Raw genomic sequence first — 218 nt, forward strand, 5'->3', positions numbered from 1 at the left:
ATCGAAGATAAAGTTAAAGCTGTAAATCCAGATGCAACAGTAGTTGTAGATGATAAAGGAAATGCGACAGTCACAACCCCAGCAGGTAAGACAGCTGTAATTCCAGCAGCAGACGTAACTAAGTCAGCAGCAGATGCAGGTAAAGCAAATGCAGGAAATGCAGTAAACACACCAGCAGCTAAGGTAGAAGTTAAAGATCCAGCTAACTTAACAGACGC

General features: G+C 42.7%; 1 protein-coding gene. It reads left to right on the forward strand.

Annotated elements, in window-relative coordinates; translation table 11 throughout:
• Nucleotides 1-218, forward strand: a 218-nt coding sequence (locus N8L33_RS10085) for a MiiA motif-containing surface protein (protein WP_261059771.1), incomplete at both ends; no start/stop codon positions are given.

The sequence above is a fragment of the Streptococcus mitis genome (assembly GCF_946188695.1).
Lineage (GTDB): Bacteria > Bacillota > Bacilli > Lactobacillales > Streptococcaceae > Streptococcus > Streptococcus mitis_DF.